This window comes from Hylemonella sp. GW821-FHT12C09 (genome assembly GCF_058807395.1).
On record NZ_JBXAQQ010000011.1, the window covers coordinates 1 to 16,608 of the forward strand.

Annotated in this window: 26 protein-coding genes and 1 tRNA gene; 2 read left to right on the forward strand and 25 right to left on the reverse strand. The window is 58.9% G+C overall.

What is annotated here, in order from left to right; translation table 11 throughout:
• Window positions 1-317: 317 nt before the first annotated feature.
• Window positions 318-1,682 carry a sensor histidine kinase gene (locus AC1RRP_RS16235; RefSeq protein WP_322273691.1) on the forward strand — a complete coding sequence of 455 codons (1,365 nt, stop codon included), beginning with the start codon at window positions 318-320 and terminating at the stop codon, window positions 1,680-1,682.
• A gap of 573 nt (window positions 1,683-2,255) precedes the next feature.
• Here the strand turns inward: AC1RRP_RS16235 and AC1RRP_RS16240 are convergent.
• The 8 genes from AC1RRP_RS16240 to AC1RRP_RS16275 form a co-directional block, all read right to left on the reverse strand.
• On the reverse strand, window positions 2,256-2,669 hold the full coding sequence (locus AC1RRP_RS16240) for an MbcA/ParS/Xre antitoxin family protein (RefSeq protein ID WP_322273692.1): 414 nt from the start codon (window positions 2,667-2,669) through the stop codon (window positions 2,256-2,258).
• Window position 2,670: 1 nt separating this feature from the next.
• Window positions 2,671-3,090, reverse strand: coding sequence for a hypothetical protein (locus AC1RRP_RS16245; RefSeq protein WP_322273694.1), 420 nt, complete (start codon window positions 3,088-3,090; stop codon window positions 2,671-2,673).
• Between the two features lie 57 nt (window positions 3,091-3,147).
• The gene (locus AC1RRP_RS16250) at window positions 3,148-3,528 is read right to left on the reverse strand and encodes a hypothetical protein (protein ID WP_322273695.1); all 381 of its coding nucleotides are present in this window, start codon (window positions 3,526-3,528) and stop codon (window positions 3,148-3,150) included.
• 70 nt (window positions 3,529-3,598) lie between these two features.
• On the reverse strand, window positions 3,599-4,012 hold the full coding sequence (locus tag AC1RRP_RS16255) for a hypothetical protein (protein WP_322273696.1): 414 nt from the start codon (window positions 4,010-4,012) through the stop codon (window positions 3,599-3,601).
• A 298-nt stretch (window positions 4,013-4,310) separates the two neighbouring features.
• The gene (locus AC1RRP_RS16260) at window positions 4,311-4,613 is read right to left on the reverse strand and encodes a hypothetical protein (protein ID WP_493038002.1); all 303 of its coding nucleotides are present in this window, start codon (window positions 4,611-4,613) and stop codon (window positions 4,311-4,313) included.
• Window positions 4,614-4,630: 17 nt separating this feature from the next.
• A complete protein-coding gene (locus AC1RRP_RS16265) occupies window positions 4,631-5,305 on the reverse strand; it encodes a hypothetical protein (protein WP_493038004.1) in 675 nt (224 codons plus the stop codon).
• Window positions 5,306-5,420: 115 nt separating this feature from the next.
• Window positions 5,421-6,893, reverse strand: a complete 1,473-nt coding sequence (locus AC1RRP_RS16270; protein ID WP_322273701.1) for an Arm DNA-binding domain-containing protein — start codon at window positions 6,891-6,893, stop codon at window positions 5,421-5,423.
• The gene (locus tag AC1RRP_RS16275) at window positions 6,886-7,134 is read right to left on the reverse strand and encodes a hypothetical protein (protein WP_322273703.1); all 249 of its coding nucleotides are present in this window, start codon (window positions 7,132-7,134) and stop codon (window positions 6,886-6,888) included. Before AC1RRP_RS16275 ends, AC1RRP_RS16270 begins: the two co-directional genes overlap by 8 nt.
• Window positions 7,135-7,287: 153 nt before the next feature.
• On the opposite strand from AC1RRP_RS16275, the gene AC1RRP_RS16280 reads away from it, so the two are divergent.
• Window positions 7,288-7,494: a helix-turn-helix domain-containing protein gene (locus AC1RRP_RS16280; protein WP_493038007.1), complete on the forward strand. Its 207-nt coding sequence runs from the start codon at window positions 7,288-7,290 to the stop codon at window positions 7,492-7,494.
• Between the two features lie 241 nt (window positions 7,495-7,735).
• On the opposite strand, the gene AC1RRP_RS16285 is transcribed toward AC1RRP_RS16280, so the two are convergent.
• The 17 genes from AC1RRP_RS16285 to rpsN form a co-directional block, all read right to left on the reverse strand.
• Window positions 7,736-8,476: an MBL fold metallo-hydrolase gene (locus AC1RRP_RS16285; protein ID WP_322273707.1), complete on the reverse strand. Its 741-nt coding sequence runs from the start codon at window positions 8,474-8,476 to the stop codon at window positions 7,736-7,738.
• A 310-nt stretch (window positions 8,477-8,786) separates the two neighbouring features.
• A tRNA-Met gene (locus AC1RRP_RS16290) sits at window positions 8,787-8,863 on the reverse strand.
• A gap of 18 nt (window positions 8,864-8,881) precedes the next feature.
• Window positions 8,882-9,271 (reverse strand): 50S ribosomal protein L17, encoded by a 390-nt coding sequence (gene rplQ / locus AC1RRP_RS16295; RefSeq protein WP_493038009.1) that lies wholly within the window; start codon window positions 9,269-9,271, stop codon window positions 8,882-8,884.
• Window positions 9,272-9,383: 112 nt separating this feature from the next.
• Window positions 9,384-10,373: a DNA-directed RNA polymerase subunit alpha gene (locus AC1RRP_RS16300; protein ID WP_493038011.1), complete on the reverse strand. Its 990-nt coding sequence runs from the start codon at window positions 10,371-10,373 to the stop codon at window positions 9,384-9,386.
• Window positions 10,374-10,501: 128 nt separating this feature from the next.
• Window positions 10,502-11,125 carry a 30S ribosomal protein S4 gene (gene rpsD / locus AC1RRP_RS16305; protein ID WP_174253426.1) on the reverse strand — a complete coding sequence of 208 codons (624 nt, stop codon included), beginning with the start codon at window positions 11,123-11,125 and terminating at the stop codon, window positions 10,502-10,504.
• A 94-nt stretch (window positions 11,126-11,219) separates the two neighbouring features.
• Entirely contained in the window at window positions 11,220-11,624 is a 405-nt protein-coding gene (gene rpsK, locus AC1RRP_RS16310; RefSeq protein WP_057674003.1) for a 30S ribosomal protein S11, read from the reverse strand.
• Between the two features lie 20 nt (window positions 11,625-11,644).
• A complete protein-coding gene (gene rpsM, locus AC1RRP_RS16315) occupies window positions 11,645-12,010 on the reverse strand; it encodes a 30S ribosomal protein S13 (RefSeq protein WP_057674004.1) in 366 nt (121 codons plus the stop codon).
• Between the two features lie 24 nt (window positions 12,011-12,034).
• On the reverse strand, window positions 12,035-12,148 hold the full coding sequence (gene rpmJ, locus AC1RRP_RS16320) for a 50S ribosomal protein L36 (protein ID WP_011481465.1): 114 nt from the start codon (window positions 12,146-12,148) through the stop codon (window positions 12,035-12,037).
• A gap of 55 nt (window positions 12,149-12,203) precedes the next feature.
• Window positions 12,204-12,422: a translation initiation factor IF-1 gene (gene infA, locus AC1RRP_RS16325; RefSeq protein WP_006297869.1), complete on the reverse strand. Its 219-nt coding sequence runs from the start codon at window positions 12,420-12,422 to the stop codon at window positions 12,204-12,206.
• A 5-nt stretch (window positions 12,423-12,427) separates the two neighbouring features.
• Window positions 12,428-13,747 carry a preprotein translocase subunit SecY gene (secY, locus tag AC1RRP_RS16330; RefSeq protein WP_057674005.1) on the reverse strand — a complete coding sequence of 440 codons (1,320 nt, stop codon included), beginning with the start codon at window positions 13,745-13,747 and terminating at the stop codon, window positions 12,428-12,430.
• A gap of 24 nt (window positions 13,748-13,771) precedes the next feature.
• Window positions 13,772-14,203, reverse strand: coding sequence for a 50S ribosomal protein L15 (rplO, locus tag AC1RRP_RS16335; protein WP_057677136.1), 432 nt, complete (start codon window positions 14,201-14,203; stop codon window positions 13,772-13,774).
• Window positions 14,204-14,213: 10 nt separating this feature from the next.
• Window positions 14,214-14,396 (reverse strand): 50S ribosomal protein L30, encoded by a 183-nt coding sequence (rpmD, locus tag AC1RRP_RS16340; protein WP_322273723.1) that lies wholly within the window; start codon window positions 14,394-14,396, stop codon window positions 14,214-14,216.
• 15 nt (window positions 14,397-14,411) lie between these two features.
• Window positions 14,412-14,939: a 30S ribosomal protein S5 gene (rpsE, locus tag AC1RRP_RS16345; protein WP_057674007.1), complete on the reverse strand. Its 528-nt coding sequence runs from the start codon at window positions 14,937-14,939 to the stop codon at window positions 14,412-14,414.
• Between the two features lie 17 nt (window positions 14,940-14,956).
• Entirely contained in the window at window positions 14,957-15,322 is a 366-nt protein-coding gene (rplR, locus tag AC1RRP_RS16350; RefSeq protein WP_493038018.1) for a 50S ribosomal protein L18, read from the reverse strand.
• Window positions 15,323-15,333: 11 nt separating this feature from the next.
• Window positions 15,334-15,867: a 50S ribosomal protein L6 gene (rplF, locus tag AC1RRP_RS16355; protein ID WP_322273724.1), complete on the reverse strand. Its 534-nt coding sequence runs from the start codon at window positions 15,865-15,867 to the stop codon at window positions 15,334-15,336.
• A gap of 20 nt (window positions 15,868-15,887) precedes the next feature.
• Window positions 15,888-16,283, reverse strand: a complete 396-nt coding sequence (gene rpsH / locus AC1RRP_RS16360) for a 30S ribosomal protein S8 (RefSeq protein ID WP_057674010.1) — start codon at window positions 16,281-16,283, stop codon at window positions 15,888-15,890.
• Window positions 16,284-16,297: 14 nt separating this feature from the next.
• Window positions 16,298-16,603 carry a 30S ribosomal protein S14 gene (gene rpsN, locus AC1RRP_RS16365; RefSeq protein WP_322273726.1) on the reverse strand — a complete coding sequence of 102 codons (306 nt, stop codon included), beginning with the start codon at window positions 16,601-16,603 and terminating at the stop codon, window positions 16,298-16,300.
• Window positions 16,604-16,608: the final 5 nt, after the last annotated feature.

The window sequence follows — 16,608 nt, forward strand, 5'->3', positions numbered from 1 at the left end:
CGGTTACGTCAGTCCGATAGACTTCGAGAAAGCTTCAGAAGCTTAGGTGGGTGTCCACGGAACCGGCAGCAGCCCAAACCTTACCAACCAACGCTTTCCCGACATGGAATACATCTACGCCTCGCGGTTGCCTGGAGAAGCAGCCCCAGTGACTGATCTGCATTACCATCCTGGCGAGCCACGCAGTTTTCGGTTTATGGTGAAATACAGCTTCGACTGATATCCAGACCTCCCTTGGAAGCCTGCCGTACACCATGGTTCCGCTACCGCCATCTGCCAACGCTTCACCGATCCGGGCCAAAGGCCTGGAAGGACTGATGCCGAACGGCCCCATGGAAGGCGTGGATGAGGCCACCTGGTTGGATGTGATCCAAAAAATGGACGAGGTGTACTCTCAGCTGATCCATGATGAGGTCGAACTGGAGAAAAAAAACACCGAGCTAGAGCAATCACAGCAATTCATCTTCAGCGTGCTCTCGGCCATGTCGGATGTGCTGCTGGTATGCAATGAGTTGGGTGTGATTGAGGAGACCAATACCGCCCTGTGTGAGCTGGTGGGTCGCAGTGACGCCGTTTTGCGCGGCACCTCGGTGTATGAGCTGCTGGCCGATGCGCAAAGTGAGGAGCGGGTGCGCGCCGTGCTGGACAACACCAACCCACCGCGCCGAGGTGAAGGGCTGGAACTAAACTTGCTTGACACACAGCGCCAGAGCGTGTCGGTAGATGCGAACTGCACGCCTCGCATCGCCGCCAGCGGCCGACGCCTGGGCACTGTATTTGTGGCCCGGCCCACAGCAGAAATCAAACGGGCTTATCACGAACTGCGCGCTACGCATGAAGCTCTCAAACGTGCACAACAACAACTGATTCACTCCGAAAAAATGGTCTCTTTGGGCAGACTGGTAGCGGGAGTTGCGCACGAGCTCAATAATCCCATCAGTTTTGTGCTGGGCAATGTGCACGCGCTTACCAAATACTGTGACCGACTGCGCCGGTACTTGAAGGTCGTGCATGCTGGCGAAGCGGCAGAACAGCTGGAGGAAATGCGCAACAAGTTGCGCATTGATCACCTTCTGGGCGACCTGCCATCGCTGATCGAAGGCACGCTCGAAGGCGCGCAGCGCACGGCGGACATTGTCAATGGCCTCAAGCGTTTCTCCGCCATGGACCCCGAGGTGCGTGCCCCGGTCGACCTGAACAAAGTGATCGAGCGCGCCATCCATTGGGTACGCAAAGGTGCACCCCCCAGTTTCGAAGTGCACTGGCAGCCCGGGGTTCCGTGCATCGTGACGGGCAGCGCAGGCCAGCTGCAACAAGTGCTGATGAACTTGCTGCAAAATGCATTGGACGCAGCCAACAGCGTGGGCAGATCCCCCCCTGTGGTCTGGATCGACACTGCATTGATAAATGCCCGTGTGCAGCTGCACCTGCGTGACAACGGGCCAGGTATCGCGCCAGAACATCTGTCTCGCATATTTGACCCCTTTTTCACCACCAAACCTGTGGGCAAGGGTACGGGTCTGGGCCTGTCGATCAGCTACGGTATCGTGGAACAGCACGACGGTACCCTGATCGTAAGCAACCATCCGGACGGTGGGGCTGAGTTTGTGCTGGAACTTCCCCAGACTGGGGCGGCGGCCCCTGGCGCAACTGAAGCCGTAAAACGACCGGGCTGGGTCTAACCACGTTGTCGCTCTTGGGGCAATGGAGAAATCTGGGGGTTGGATTATTGGGCGCACTTTTGGGTAGTCAAGCAAACGTTCAACATGGGGGCTATTGATTTTCTGGTTCTTCGTTGATTTCACTGGGCGGCTCCCTCACCCCCCATATCCAACTTGCCGCAATGAAAATGCGAGATTCCGCAATTGACCTACGAGCTTTGAGATGAAAGACACAGCGCTGTAGGCCGGCACCTATAGTGATAACGCAACGCAACGCAACCGACTGTTTCATGGAATCCCTCCACCAGCATGGGTGCCGTACGCAACTCTGGTGATGGTGATTTGTCTACTAGACTGTGTGCATTGCCCAGTATCCCTCATCCATCGTCCAAAAACCAGTTTGGGCGCGACGAGTAATGGTTAGCGACTGGCAACTACGGGCACTGAGTTGCCAGTCATTCGTCGCTGGTGCACTTTCGCTTCCAGTCTATGGAGCAGACGTTCTTGAATTAGCCAGCAATAACCGGCACAGATGGTCGGTGGGATCGGAATACGCACGGATCCGGCTCCCACATGTATTCCTCCAATTGACGATTAGGAGGCGCCCCGCGCTCGCTCCAGGTAAGAGCGCACCATCGACAGACCTTCCGTTCCCTGCGCTTTGATCACCTCCAGCGGCGTGCGATTGTCAAAAGCCCTGTTCCCGGAGGTCATCCAGCGGCCAGCCAACTTCCCATTGCTGGCCAGAAGTATCTGCAGACTGTCATGAATCTCCAGTAGAAGCAGCGCGCGCTCGAACTGTTCGCTACTGGCACCGATTGGCTCGCCTTGGCGATGGCGATCCAGGACATCCCTGTTGCCAGGTGCAATGCCCAACAGCGCCGCCTGGTCCTCGCAACCCAGCATCCAGAGATCGAGCAACTTCATCACCACCTTGGCCAACACGCCCCTTTGCAGAGCATCGAGAGCCGGAGGATCGGCTCCCTCGTATGAGTTGGGGTTGCTCATGTCAGCTCCCCATCAGATGCCAACACTGATCCGTGCCCACCTTGCACACATCACTGTCCATCAGGTTCAGGCGTTCCTCCAGCCGTTCGCCCTTCTGTAGGTTCGCCACGCCGTTCAGCAGCAGGGTCCGGCTTTCGGTATCGATCTGGGTATTGGCACCGAATCCGCCGACATAGGTGATCTTCTGCACCGTGCCGATGTATTGGCGTTGTGCCGGCACGCCGATGCTGTTGATGGCCCGGTAAGTCCAGGGCCAGAAGATCAGTGACAGCATGATGAGAAACACCACACCGAAGAACAGGAGCATTCCCCAACCGGCATCGGTGCTGCCGGCGCTCTGCTGCGCTTGCGTCGGTGGCATCTGCGCATCGCTGTGCGCTTCGTCATCGCTGGGGTCTGCTTTGGTTTTGTCATTGTTCATGTTGAAGCTTCCTTGTGTTTCGGTTTGACGGGTAGTTGTTTGCAAGCGAGTGGGCACTCACCATGTATTTATCAGCCTGGTGCAACGGTGGGCCGGATCACACAGATAGCGATCCGCGTTGCCCCGGATTTCCAGCGTGAGCGGCTGGCCCTTGATCAGGCTCGCGCCATCGATCAGGGCATAAAAGCCGATGCTGGTTTCCACCAGGGCACGGGTGAACAGCCCGTCGCTCAGGGTGACGGCCATCACCTGGCCGGCCGCTTCGGTGGACTTGACGATCTTGACCTGATGCCGGTCCAAGAGATAGAAGGCCGTACCGCCCACGGCCACGATCAGCAGGGACAGCCCCATGCACAGCACCATGATGATGAGCACGACGCGCTGGATGCGCTCGCTAATGGTCGATGGCCTGGTTTGCTTGTTGGATGAAGTTTCCATGGTTTGAATTTCGGTTGCTGGTTTGATGAAAAGCCGCGCCCTGCGGCGCGGCGGTTTGGACCGGCTCTTGTCAGGCCGCCCGCTTGCCACGGCCTTTTTTCTCGGCCGCCGGCGTTTTGGGGGGGGCGTACATCTGTGCGATGCATTTCATGCCGATGTAGGTGACGGTGTCCTTCTCCCGGTGAATGGCCGTCATCTCGTGGTCTTCCAGGTCTGCCACACAGGCGTTGAACACCGCCTCGCCCAGGGTTTCCTTGAGAGACGATGGCAGCAGGAACAACACATGGCCCGCGAAGTCATGCACAACCGCGGGCTGGCCTGACGGGTTCTGCTCCGGCGTTGGCGCCCAGTCGGACGGTCTGCGGGTCATGCGCATGGCTACTGCGGTTTGAATGAATTCAGGGCTGATGCCCTGTGCCGCCTTCGGGCTGGATGTTTTGGTGCTGCTCTTTTTGGCAGTCGCTGCTGTGGATTTCTTGCTCATGGTTCTTTTCCTTTGAATGGATGGATTTCGGTTTCTTCGGGCAAAGCTCTCCCCTGACCCGCTGGGAGCGGGTTTTGAGGAACTGGCTGGTAGGTATTGACGCCCGCGCCGGCATGCCCGGTTGCGCCAGTGGCGCAGGGTCGGCAATGATTCGCCGCTACGGCGGGTGGACGTGCGGAGCCTGGGCTCGGGTCAGGGTGGTCATGGCATCAATTTCTCAAGAGGTCTTGATCCAAGTTCTCACAGAATTCGGTTTCGTCAAGAGCCGGCGTGAAACGTTTTGATTTCAAATTCGCAGCTACCGCGGCAAGGCCATGTGGATGCGGCTGTGGATGCGCAGCAGGTAGAAGCAGGCCTCGGTCTCGAAATGGGCCGACACCACCAGCGGGCTCTGGTTGGCCTTGCGGATGGTGGGAGCGCCCAGGATCCGGAGCAGCTCGTCGGGCACCCCCACGACCTGCAGGCCATGGGTGTGAAACACCTTGACGGGCTTGTACGGGATCGGCAACTGCGCGGCCGCTCGTTCGCGGTAATGGATATCGGTCACCGCATCGAGCGGCGTGCTGGCACTGCCGAAGTGAAACGCAAAAGGTTTGTGCATGCTGGCTCCTCCAGGACTCAGGACAGCGGCGGCTTGGTCAGCGTCGTGAGCGTGTGCTCACGTTGTCCGGCACGCTCCAACGCCTGCTGGACGATTTGCTGCAGCTGCGGGATGTAGCAGCCATCGATCTCGTCGGCATTGCCCCAGCCCAGGCACAGGCGCAGCAGACTGGCCTGCTGGGGTGCATGGTCGTCGAGCTGGTACATGGCTGTGCGCACGATGGTGAACATCACGTCGTCCACGCTGGCGCCGCCGACGATGCACGGCGCCAGCAGTTGCCTGATGCCTTGCATCAGGGTGGCCACATACATGACTTCTCGGTGCGGCCAGCCCTGGGCCGACCAGAAGGAGGCGGCCGCTGCCGCTGCCCGCAGGTACTGGATGGCATAGCGCTGGTAGTAGCCCTGGGCGTTGTGCCGGGTGGTGAGGATCTGGTGGACTTCGGTCTCAGTGAAGACGGCCTCCAAGAATTCTCGCAGCTCGGTATGGCGCACGGCCTTGAGGGTGTCCTGCACGATCTGCTGCGGATCCACGGCCGGCTTCAAATGGGGATGGATGTCTTCTTGTTCTGGCTTGGGGGTGATCGCACTGGACTGGGGTTTGGGGTTCGCGCCGGGTTTCGCTTTGAGGTGTTGCAGGTCGATGCCTTGCTGCGCGAGGAAGGCTTGGACGCGGGGGCTGAGTTTTTTCATAGGAATCCTGATTGGTGAAGGGATGAATAGGGGCTACGGTTTTTGGGCAAAGCTCTCCCCGGCCCGGCTTCTGCGTTTCAGAAGACCGGGCGTGAAATGCTTTGCGGAATGGGATCTAGCTCAGGTGCTGCGCAGCGGGGATGCTTGACCACCGGGCAGACTGAGCCAGTTGTGCCCAGGGCGGCGGTTGTGGCTCCGCATCGCCGAAGTAATCGGTCGACGCATTGGTTTGCGTCGGACCTTTGCCTGTAGAGCGGCCACCCTGGATGCTGCGCAGCCTCGGCTTTGCTTGGGTGGGCTGGACGGTACCCAGGGGCTGACTCGTCCTTCCATGGGTTCCAGACTGAACGATCTGTTGCAACGCGGATGCGCTTTGCTGTTGCTGAATCGTTCCCGTCGACAAACGGCTGGCCAACAGGCGCTCCATGGCAGAACCATCCTGGCGGGTCAGGTTGGGCACATAGCGGCTGTAGACCCGGAACAGCATCTCGGTGCTGGTGTGACCCAGCTGGCGGGCAATCCATTCGGGTGCTTCACCTGATGCCAGCCACAGCGTGGCCGCAGTATGGCGCATCTGATAAGGACGCCGTTCCTTGAGCTCGAGATGGCGCAGCAGCGGATACCAGACCCTGTCAGAAAAGTTCTTGTTGTCCAGGGGTTGCCCCATCAGATTGCAGAACACGTATTCGGACACGCTGCCGGTGACCTCGAACTGCTTTTTAAGCGCGTCGAACACCGGCTGGCTCATCTGGATGTCGCGCTGGCTGCCGTCGGTCTTGGTGTATTCGTCCTCACCGAGTACGAAGGTTTCGCGCACGCGGATGATGCGCAGGTCGAAGTCGACATACTTCCATTTGAGCCCATGGACCTCGCCGGTGCGCATGCCGGTGAAGAAGCGGGTGACGAAGTAGTCCTTGTAGTCCGGCCGGACCGTAGCCAGGATGCGCTGGACATCGACCAGGCTGAACGGGTCGACGTCGGTTTTACGCAAGCGCAGGGTTTTGATGTTGAGCGCCGGTGACGTAAACTCAAATCGGTCGGCGGCTTCGTTCAGGATCTGGCGCAGCAGGCCAATGATTTCGTTGATCCGCTTGGGTGAGAGCCCCTCCTTGTCTCCGCGACCTTTAACTTTGGCGAGTGTGGCGCGGAAGACCAGGATGTCAGACTTGGTGATACTGCCGACCGCCTTGTTCCCGAAATGCGGGATCAGGCGGCTGTTGAGGGTCGAGACCAGCGACTTGATATGACTGCGGCGCCATTCGATGCTGTGTTCGTCGACCCATTGGTTGGCGAAGGTGCTGAATAGAGGCGTACTGATTTCATTGATTGATTCAGCAATGCTCGGCGCTGGTGTTGCTTGCGCAATCCCTGGATCAAACCGTGAGGCAAGCGCACTCTCAGGGAAAAAGTCCCTGTACTTAAACGTGCCGTCCTTTTGGGCCTTTGTGATTTTTTCGATCACCCCTTGCACACGCTTTCGGTTTTGTTGTGAATCAGGCAGGGCTGTTTGTTCACGGCAGCGTACCCCGCGATAGGTGAAGTCGATAACCAACTTCCCTGTTTCCTTTCGGACAGTGACTTTAGCCATGGAGGACGGCTCCATTCGCCATCGGGATGGCCCCCATACCGATGGGCTGCTGAATCGAGGCGACTTTCATGTCACGCTCAATCGCTTCCCATACGAACAATATCTTGCGCCCGCCGAACGGGCGCAGATAGTGCACGCCTTCAATCAAGACGCTGTCTTTGAGACGTTCGCGAATCGTTCTGACGTCATACTTGATCCTTGAAGACAGTTCGTCGGTAGTGAGATAAGTCTGCCCTATCATTGCTAGCTCCTTTACAATTCAGGTTGCAAGCGATAACAATATTTATCACTTGCTATCAATAATACACATAAAAGCTCATTTTGCAAGTATTTTGATAAATTTATTTATCTTTCGACGTTTTTTATCACCATGATTCGATTCAAACTCGGCGAAATGATTGAGAAGAAGCAGTTCGCTGAAGGGCGACGCGTCACGATCAATGAGATTGCGACAGCCACCGGCCTGAACCGAATGACGCTGTCAAAAATCCTTAATCAGAAGGGATACGGCACGGGGACCGAAACCGTTGATCGGTTATGCCTGTACTTTGAATGCAAGGTTGAGGATTTGATGGAACACTTGCCAGAGGACGTGAGCTAGGCCGCTGATCAATCTGTGCGCCTCGCAAGTAGCAGTGGATCGTTTCAACGTCGAAAAAAGCTGCCTCCGATCCGTTACTACCGGGCTGTTTAGTGCCCTAAGCCGCCTGTTGATCTCTGAAAAAACCGCCATCCATTATGAAAATGGCCATCCCAGTATTACTTGAACGTGCGACCTGCCGTCCGGAATTTCGTTTTGGCGAAGCGGCGAGCCACAGGGACATCCGCAGGAGCGATTGACCTCAGAACTCAACGACCTTGCCGTCATATGCCGTTTCGTGTTCCAGGTGTTCAAGCCGGCCAAGCATGTCATCGCTCATATGCGTGAGTATTAGACGCTTGGGGTGAATGAGAGGTAGCTTTTCAAGAAGGGTTTTCAGATCGAGGTGAAATTTGATTTTCTTGTCGAAGAAATAGGCTTCGGCGACGAAGAGATCGGCATCCGCTGCGGCCTGTATCAGATGATCTGTCCACTCCGTGTCGCCGGTGTATGCGATCACGCAGCCTTCCGCTTCCAATCGATACGAAAAGAACGGGCCACCAGGGTTCCCGTGGCATGCCTGAAACGGTTTGACCGTGACGCCGGCAAACGTCATGGCTTGTTGGCCGGCCTCCATTTCGACAAGCGACAGCGTGAATTTGTGTTGCGTGCGCGACGACCCTGGAAACGAGGTCTCCATGAAGCGTTCGTACCAACTCCGCAAGCCAGGAGGACCCACTATGGTGAGGGGTTCCGTTCGCTTGGAAAAAAGCTGCGCGTCGATTATGAAAAACGGAATGCCACCGAAATGATCCGCATGAAAGTGCGTGACAAAGATGGCTTGAATTTCACGAAGCGCAACCTGCTTGGCCTTCAGGCCGATCAAGGATGATGCGCCACAGTCAATCAAGAAATTGACGCTATCGCCGGTGACGTGGAAGCATGTATTCAGACGGCCGCCACTGCCGAATGCATCCCCGCTGCCGATGAATGTTAACTGCATATGTCAAGCTCTCAAACGCAATGTAGACCGTAACACCTGCAATCCAAGTACCGTGAAACACGGTCCTATTCTAGGGGGGCTACGGCCGGTTGTGGCCGATCAGGGACGGACGCACTTGCCCATTGGATGATTCTGTGAAACCGAAAAATTAACCTTGGGATGAGATGCCGTGAGCCTCGTCATTCACCCAATGGTCACGGACTGAGGTTTCGAATTTTGTGACGACACAGACCTCGTCACAAACCTCGACACAAAAGCAAAACGCCCACATAAAGTGGGCGTTTGCTGTCAGCGGAGACCGCTTACTTGTTGGTTGCGCGAGTAGGATTTGAACCTACGACCTTTGGGTTATGAGCCCAACGAGCTACCAGGCTGCTCCATCGCGCGGTAATCTAGCATTATAGCTTAATCTGCCTTCGCTGTCTCAGAAGATTCAGCAGAGCGGTCCACCAGTTCCACCAGGGCCATGGGCGCGTTGTCGCCGACGCGGAAACCCATCTTGAGAATGCGGGTGTAGCCGCCCGGACGCGTCTTGAAACGCGGGCCGAGGTCGTTGAACAGCTTGGTGACGCTGTCGCGGTCACGCAGGCGGTCAAAGGCCAGGCGGCGGTTGGCCAGCGTGGCTTCCTTGGCCAGGGTGATCATGGGCTCGACCACACGACGCAGTTCCTTGGCCTTGGGGACCGTGGTCTTGATGACCTCGTGCTCGATGAGCGAGTTCATCATGTTGCGCAGCATAGCGAGGCGGTGCTCGCTGGTGCGGTTGAGTTTACGGAGACCGTGTCCGTGACGCATGGTGCTTTCCTTTCTTTATATAAACAGGCAGCCGTATCAGGTACTGCCCGGTGCACCCAGCCCTGAGGGGCTGGTTCTTGTCCGACCCGCTTGGGCGGGTCATGATTCTAAATCAACGCTTTTCGAGCGCGGCCGGCGGCCAGTTCTCGAGCTTCATGCCCAGGGTCAGACCACGGGAAGCGAGCACTTCCTTGATCTCGTTGAGCGACTTGCGACCCAGGTTAGGGGTCTTGAGCAGTTCGTTCTCCGAGCGCTGGATCAGGTCGCCGATGTAATAGATGTTCTCGGCCTTCAGGCAGTTGGCCGAACGCACGGTCAGTTCGAGTTCGTCGACCGGACGCAGCAGGATCGGGTCGAACTGGCTGCCGCTGCGCGGTGCCGGTGCGTCGAAGGCGGCGAGTTCGCTGCCCTCAAGCTGGGCGAACACGGCCAGCTGTTCCACCAGGATCTTGGCCGAGGCGCGCACGGCGTCTTCAGCGGTGATGGCGCCGTTGGTCTCGATCTCGACGACCAGCTTGTCCAGGTCGGTACGCTGCTCGACGCGGGCGCTCTCGACGGTGTAGCTCACGCGCTTGACCGGGGAGAACGAGGCATCCAGCACGATGCGGCCGATCGACTTGGTCGGCTCGTCGCCGTAACGGCGCATGGTGCCCGGCACATAACCACGGCCCTTCTCGACCTTGATCTGCATGTCGAGCTTGCCACCCGCCGACAGCGTGGCAATCACGTGGTCGGGGTTGATGATCTCGACGTCGTGCGGGGTCTGGATGTCGGCGGCGGTGACGACGCCCTCGCCGTCCTTGCGCAGGCTCAGCGTGACTTCGTCGCGGTTGTGCAGCTTGAACACCACACCCTTGAGGTTCAGCAGAATGTTGACCACATCCTCCTGCACGCCGTCGATCGACGAGTACTCGTGCAGCACGCCGGCAATGGTCACTTCCGTGGCAGCGTAACCCGGCATCGACGACAGCAGGACGCGGCGCAGCGCGTTGCCCAGGGTATGGCCATAGCCACGCTCAAACGGCTCCAGCGCCACTTTGGCGCGGTTCAGGCCGAGTTGTTCGACGTTGATTGCTTTGGGTTTCAGCAGACTGGTTTGCATGCAGACTTCCTGTCAATACCCCCGGCTCGTTACACCGGTAAGGCTGGTGAAGCGCCTGACCGGAATGCCTCCGGTCAGGTACGAAAACTCCAAGGCCGAGGTCGCAGCGCGACCCCGTTGTACCTTGTTTACCTCGAGTACAACTCGACGATCAGCGATTCGTTGATGTCGGACCCGAATTCGTCGCGATCGGGCACTTTCTTGAAGGTGCCTTCGGCCTTGTCGAGGTTCACCTCAACCCAGGCCGGCATGCCGACCTGTTGTGCCAATTGCAGTGCTTCCACCACGCGGTTCTGCTTCTTCGACTTCTCGCGCACGGCGATCACGTCGCCGGCCTTGACCGAGTACGACGGGATGTTCACGGAGTTGCCGTTCACGGTGATCGCCTTGTGCGAAACCATCTGACGTGCCTCGGCACGGGTCGAACCGAAGCCCATGCGGTACACCACGTTGTCCAGGCGGCATTCCAGCAGGAACAGCAGGTTGGCACCGGTGTTGCCCTTGCGGCGATCGGCTTCCTCGAAGTAGCGGCGGAACTGACGCTCCAGCACGCCGTACATGCGCTTGACCTTCTGCTTTTCACGCAGCTGCAGACCGAAGTCGGAGGTGCGGGCGCCCGAGGTGCGGCCGTGCTGGCCGGGCTTGGAGTCGAACTTGGCCTTGTCCGCAATCGAGCGACGGGCGCTCTTGAGGAACAGGTCGGTGCCTTCGCGGCGGGAGAGTTTGGCCTTGGGGCCGAGATTGCGTGCCACTTGAACTTCCTTCTATGTCAACTTCCGCAGTTGCCTGCGGGAGCCACCAGCGCAATGCCGGTGGCGGTGGGCTTGTTAAAAAACTGCGTACCGCTTAGATGCGGCGACGCTTCTGCGGGCGGCAGCCGTTGTGCGGCACCGGCGTCACGTCGGAGATCAGGTTGATGCGGATGCCCAGTGCGGCCAGAGCGCGCACCGAAGACTCGCGACCCGGGCCGGGACCCTTGATCTCGACATCGAGGTTCTTGATGCCCTGCTCCATGGCAGCGCGACCAGCCACTTCGGACGCCACTTGGGCAGCGAACGGTGTGGACTTGCGCGAACCCTTGAAGCCCTGGCCACCAGACGAGGCCCAGGACAGGGCATTGCCCTGGCGATCGGTGATCGTGATGATGGTGTTGTTGAAGGAGGCGTGCACGTGGGCGACACCGTCAGCCACGTTCTTGCGAACCTTCTTGCGCACACGCTGCGCGGCATTATTGGCGGGAGCTTTAGCCATGGTGATCTTTCAATGCCAGTTTATTTCTTCAGTGCTGCGGCGCCCTTGCGCGGACCCTTGCGGGTACGGGCATTGGTACGCGTACGCTGACCGCGCATGGGCAGGCCACGGCGATGACGGAAGCCGCGGTAGCAGCCGATGTCCATCAAACGCTTGATGTTCATCGTGGTCTCGCGACGCAGGTCACCCTCGATGGTGATACCGGCGATCTGGTCGCGGATTTTTTCCAGATCAGAGTCGGTCAGATCCTTGATCTTCTTGGAATATGCAATGCCGCAGGCATCGCAGATCTTGCGAGCGCTTGTGCGACCGATGCCGAAGATGGCGGTCAAGCCAATTTCTGCATGCTTATGCGGCGGAATGTTGATGCCAGCGATACGTGCCATTTTCGTCCTCTATAACTCTTGCAATCAGCCTTGACGCTGCTTGTGGCGGGGATCCGTGCAGATCACGCGCACCACACCCTTGCGGCGGATGATTTTGCAGTTGCGGCAAATTTTTTTGACCGAAGCCGAAACTCTCATTTCACTCTCCTAAAACTTCTAACGCCTGATTCCAGACTATCCGGAACCTGCAAATTCATTTGGCCCTGAATACGATCCGTGCCCGCGTCAAGTCGTAAGGCGTCAACTCGACAGTCACTTTGTCACCCGGCAGGATACGGATGTAATGCATCCGCATCTTGCCGGAAATATGTCCCAGAACGATGTGGCCGTTTTCCAGCTTCACGCGGAAGGTCGCGTTCGGCAGGTTCTCCACCACCTCGCCCTGCATCTGAATCACATCGTCTTTCGCCATCTCTTTCAGACACCTGGCGTAGCCTTGAAATTGGCTTTCTTCAGCAGCGATTCATATTGCTGCGACATCATGTAGTTCTGCACCTGGGCCATGAAATCCATGGTCACCACCACGATGATCAGCAGCGAGGTGCCACCGAAATAGAACGGCACGTTGTACTTCAGAATCAGAAACTCGGGCAGCAGACAGACGAACGTGATGTAGATAGCACCGGCCATCGTCAGACGCAACAGGATGCGGTCGATGTACTTCGCGGTCTGGTCACCCGGGCGGATGCCCGGAATGAAGGCGCCACCCTTTTTCAGGTTGTCGGCCGTCTCACGGCTGTTGAACACCAGCGCCGTGTAGAAGAAACAGAAGAACACGATGGCCGAGGCGTACAGCATCACATAGATGGGCTGTCCCGGCGTCAGGCTGCTGGCGATGTCCTTGAGCCACAGCATCGAATCGCCGCTGCTGAACCAGCTCACCACGGTAGCCGGCAGCAGGATGATCGACGACGCAAAGATGGGCGGAATCACACCGGCCATGTTCAGCTTGAGCGGCAGGTGCGAAGACTGGCCGCCATACACCTTGTTGCCGACCTGGCGACGTGCATAGTTCACCAGAATCTTGCGCTGGCCGCGCTCGACAAACACCACGAAGTAGGTCACCAGGACCACCAGCGTCACGATGATCAGGGCAGCGATGATGCTCATGGCGCCGGTACGTACCAGCTCCAGCAAACCACCGATGGCGCCCGGCAGACCTGCGGCGATACCGCCGAAGATCAGGATCGAGATGCCATTGCCCAGGCCACGCTCGGTGATCTGCTCACCCAGCCACATCAGGAACATGGTACCGGCCGTCAGGGTGACGACCGCCGTCATGCGGAAACCGAAACCGGGGGCCATCACCAGACCGGGCGAGCTCTCGAGCGCCACGGCAATGCCGAGCGACTGGAAGATCGCGAGGCCCAGCGTCGCATAACGCGTGTACTGCGTGATCTTGCGACGGCCGGCTTCGCCTTCCTTCTTGATCTGCTCGAAGGCGGGCAGCACGTACGTCAGCAGCTGCATGATGATCGATGCCGAGATGTACGGCATGATGCCCAGCGCGAACACCGTGAAACGCGACAGCGCGCCACCCGAGAACATGTTGAACAGGTTCAGGATGCCGCCCTGCTGGCCGTCGAACAGGGCCTTGAGCTGGTCCGGATTGATGCCCGGCACCGGAATGTGCGCACCGATGCGGTACACCACCAGTGCGAGCAGCAAAAAGACCAGCCGGCGACGCAGGTCGCCGTACTTGCCGGTTTTTGCAATCTGAGCCGCGTTCGTTGCCACTTGGTTCTACTCTCGATCCAGTTTTCAGGCCACGCTGCCGCCGGCTGCCTCGATGGCAGCCTTGGCGCCGGCGGTAGCGCCGATGCCATTGAGCTTGACAGCCTTCTTGATCTCGCCGGACTTGATGACCTTGATCACCTTGGCCAGCTCGCCGACCAGACCGGCCTGCTTGAGCGTGAGGATGTCGACAGTGTCGGCGCCCAGCTGCTCCAGCGCGCTGAGAGTGATCTCGGCGTTGTACTTGAGCAGATGCGACTTGAAACCGCGCTTGGGCAGACGGCGATGCATGGGCATCTGACCGCCTTCGAAGCCGACCTTGTGGTAACCGCCCGAACGGGATTTCTGACCCTTGTGGCCGCGACCGGCAGTCTTGCCCAGGCCGGAGCCGATGCCGCGACCGACGCGACGCTTGGCGTGCTTGGCGCCCGCTGCGGGCTTGATGCTATTGAGTTCCATCATCAGCCTCTTAGAGAACCTTGACCAGGTAGTCGATCTTGTTGATCATGCCGCGCACGGCAGGGGTGTCCTGCAGTTCGCTGACGCTGTTCAGCTTGCGCAGGCCCAGGCCACGCACGGTGGCGCGGTGAGATTCCTTGCAGCCGATCGGGCTGCGAACCAGCTGGACCTTGACGGTTTGTTGCTTAGCCATGTCTGTAACTCCCGATTAAGCGAAGAGTTCTTCAACGGTCTTGCCGCGCTTGGCCGCCACACCCGCAGGGGTGCTGCAGTTGCTCAGAGCGTCCAGCGTGGCGCGAACCATGTTGTAGGGATTGGTCGAACCGTGGCTCTTGGCCACGATGTCGGTGATGCCCATCACTTCGAAAATGGCGCGCATCGGGCCGCCGGCGATGATGCCGGTACCCTTGGGTGCCGGCGCCATCATGACGTTGGCGGCACCGTGACGACCCATCACCTGGTGGTGCAGGGTGCCGTTCTTGAGCGACACCTTCAGCATGTTGCGGCGGGCCTCTTCCATGGCCTTCTGCACGGCAGCCGGCACTTCCTTGGATTTGCCCTTGCCCATGCCGACGCGGCCGTCGCCATCACCGACCACGGTCAGTGCTGCGAAACCCAGGATACGGCCACCCTTGACCACCTTGGTCACGCGGTTGACCGCGATCATCTTCTCGCGCAGGCCGTCCTCAGGACCCTCGGCCCCTTTGCCCTGCATCTTTGCTTGAACTTTAGCCATCTTTAATTCCGATCTGCTTAGAACTGCAAGCCAGCTTCACGTGCCGCATCGGCCAGCGCCTTGACGCGGCCGTGGTACGCAAAACCTGAGCGGTCGAACGCCACCGTCTCGACGCCGGCCGCCTTGGCCTTCTCGGCGATACGCTTGCCGATCAACTGGGCGGCGTTGGCATTGCCACCCTTGCCCGAGGCGCCGAGCGACTTGCGCACGTCGGCTTCGGCCGTGGAGGCACTGGCCAGCACCTTGGCGCCGTCGCCGGAGATCACGCTGGCGTAGATGTGCAAATTGGTGCGGGTCACGGTCAGACGCGCCACGCCTTGCGTTGCAATGCGGATGCGGGTCTGACGGGCACGGCGAAGACGCTGCTCTTTCTTGGTCATCATGGTGCAGCTCCTTATTTCTTCTTGGTCTCTTTGATCGTGACCTTCTCATCCGCGTAACGGATGCCCTTGCCCTTGTAAGGCTCGGGAGGACGGACGGCGCGAATCTCAGCGGCGATCTGGCCGACACGCTGACGATCTGCACCCTTGATCACGATTTCCGTGGGGGCGGGGGTGGCCACCGTGATGCCCGCGGGCATCTCGATGTTGACCGGATGGGAGTAACCCACCGCCAGGTTCAGCTTGGCGCCGGAGGCCTGGGCCTTGTAGCCCACGCCGATCAGCGTCAGCTTCTTTTCGAAGCCCTTGCTCACGCCGTTGACCATGTTGTTCACCAGCTGACGCATGGTGCCGCTCATGGCATTGGCTTCACGGGATTCGTTTGCGGGGGCGAAGCTCAGCTTGCCACCCTCGTTGCTCACCTTGACCAGGGCCGACTGGGTCAGCGACAGCGTGCCACCGGCACCCTTGACGCTGATCTGATCAGCCTTGATCGAGACATCCACCCCGGTCGGGATGGCTACGGGCATTTTTCCTACGCGCGACATTTCAGTTTCTCCTCAATGCCTTAGGCCACGTAGCAAAGCACTTCGCCGCCGACACCGGTAGCGCGCGCCTTACGATCGGTCATGACACCCTTGGGGGTGGTCACGATGGCCACGCCCAGGCCGTTCTGGACCTGGGGGATGGCGTCACGGCCCTTGTACACGCGCAGGCCGGGACGGCTCACGCGCTCGATGCGCTCGATCACCGGGCGACCGGCGTAGTACTTCAGGGCAATTTCAAGTTCAGACTTGCCACCTTCGGACTTCACCTGGAAGCCGTCAATGTAGCCCTCGTCCTTCAGCACCTGGGCTATGGCGATCTTCACTTTGGAAGAAGGCACCGACACCGAGGTCTTGGCCACCATCTGCGCGTTACGGATACGCGTCAGCAGGTCGGCGATGGGATCACTCATGCTCATCTTTAATCTCCTGCTTACCAGCTGGCCTTGGTGACACCGGGGATGTCACCGGCAAAAGCCAACTCACGGATCTTGGCGCGAGCCAGACCGAACTGGCGGAAGGTGCCACGCGGACGACCGGTGATGGCACAACGGTTGCGCTGGCGCGTCGGGTTGGCGTTGCGCGGGAGCTTCTGCAGGCCCAGACGGGCGGCAGCACGCTCTTCGTCGCTACGCTTGAGGTCGCTGGCGATGGCCTTGAGTTCCGCGTGTTTCTTCGCGTACTTGGCGACCAGTTTGTCTCGCTTGAGCTCGCGCTCGATCAAAGCTACTTTAGCCACAGGTC